This is a genomic window from Sulfitobacter sp. HI0040 (genome assembly GCF_001634885.1).
Taxonomy (GTDB): Bacteria; Pseudomonadota; Alphaproteobacteria; order Rhodobacterales; family Rhodobacteraceae; genus Sulfitobacter.
The window spans coordinates 1-1556 of sequence record NZ_LWEX01000455.1 but is presented as its reverse complement, the minus strand read 5'-3'; the positions used below and the strand labels follow the sequence as shown (position 1 = coordinate 1556).

Sequence of the window (1556 nt, the reverse complement as noted above, 5' to 3'; positions counted from 1 at the left end):
GGAAAGATCCTTGACCAGAGCGAAGATGCGCGAGGTCACCCCACCGGTCAGTGCCAAGACCTGCTTGAGAGATTTGACCTTCAGGTTGGACTTCTTTTCCAGTGGCATGGCAGCAATAAGGGTCTGGATCATGTCCGAGAACTCGGCATCGTCGCGCCAGTTTGGCAGATGATGTTCGTCCAGCCGTCGGGCAAGCTGGATATCACCGCGAATAGCATCGACGGCCTCGCTGACCCCAAGGCAGACCAGTGACACCTCGAGTTCATTGCTGAGATACCGCAGGACATTGAGAAATCGGCGCTGTTCGCGGTGGGTCCCGGCCAAGAGATTGTGGACCTCGTCGATCATGATCATCCGCAGGCCAAGGTCGCGTAAGAGCGCGATGACACGGACTTCGAGGGAAGCCACATTTTGAGCGCGGGCGCTAAGAGCCGTCGCCGGGGCGCCGACGGCGGCCAGGATGTGCAGGTAAAACCGCCGTTCATCAGGTGCGGGCGGCGCTTGCAACAGCAGAAGCGGTGTGCGGGTGATGCCCGACGCCGGATCGTATTCTGGTGCGTACTTGCGCGACAGGTTTCGGGCAATCATCGTCTTTCCGATCCCGGAGGCGCCATGCACAAGAAGCCCAGGCATACGGGTTTGTCGTGGCGCTTCGATCATGCCCTGCAAGCGGTCCAACACCTGTTCCGCCCGAGGAAAGCCGATCCAGATATCCGATTGAATGAGGGCGATCCGGCCGTCTTCTTCAGTTGTCCCTGCCCTCAATTCACCATCTCTCCACCTTGAACAATGGGCGCGATGTATCACCCGTATCGATCGGGCGCAGCCCTTCGGTTGTCGAGACGGCCGAGTTCGTGCCCTTCAATGTCCCTTTTCTTTCACGGGTTCTGCGTTCGGCCTTCGTCAGGCCCCGGCTTTCAGCTTCGATCTGGCGTTGCTGTCGGATCAGCTCAGCCAGCACCAGCTCATTAGACCCGGACTTGCCAAGGGCACGGGCCTTCCTCATCGCTTCGCGATATTCCCAGAGCGAGACGGGCGGAATTTCCAGGTTTCTGTACCGCGCCTCAACATACCGGCCATCGTCCAGTTCGACCCAGATCATTGAGATATCGCGAGGATCGTAGCGAACGACCACCTTTCCATCCCCGCGCCCAATGTGGCCTGCAAGGGCATCGGACCAGTACCTTATCTGGAACAGATGGATGCCGTCACGCCTGATCTTGCGCAGTTCACTCGGCAGGAAGCTCACCTGAAAGGCTTCCATCTCGAAGGGGATGTCGCCTGTCATTTGCTCTGAGAGCGCCTCCCATTTGGCAACGGGCGTGCAGCCAAGACTTGAATGAATGCTGTTGTTGTAACGGCAGATTTCCAGAGCAAACCAGCGATCGAATTCGCTCAACGTCATCGTGGCCTTGCTTTCGGCGTCATAGTCGCCCTTTGCCGCGATCGAGGATTGCGTTGTTCCCGGCAACAGGTGAACGGCCCCCATCATGGTGCCGATCAACCGTTCGATGTGACCACCGAAGTGAGGACTTGCTGGCGGTCGATAGACCAGA

General features: G+C 58.4%; 2 protein-coding genes. Both read right to left on the bottom strand.

Features of this window, described 5'->3' with window-relative positions; genetic code table 11:
* Positions 1-807, bottom strand: an 807-nt coding sequence (locus A3728_RS18765; RefSeq protein WP_269084907.1) for a TniB family NTP-binding protein, incomplete at its 3' end; no start/stop codon positions are given.
* The coding region (locus A3728_RS18760; protein WP_201722348.1) for a Mu transposase C-terminal domain-containing protein at positions 767-1556 on the bottom strand (790 nt) is incomplete at its 5' end. The genes A3728_RS18760 and A3728_RS18765, both read right to left, overlap by 41 nt.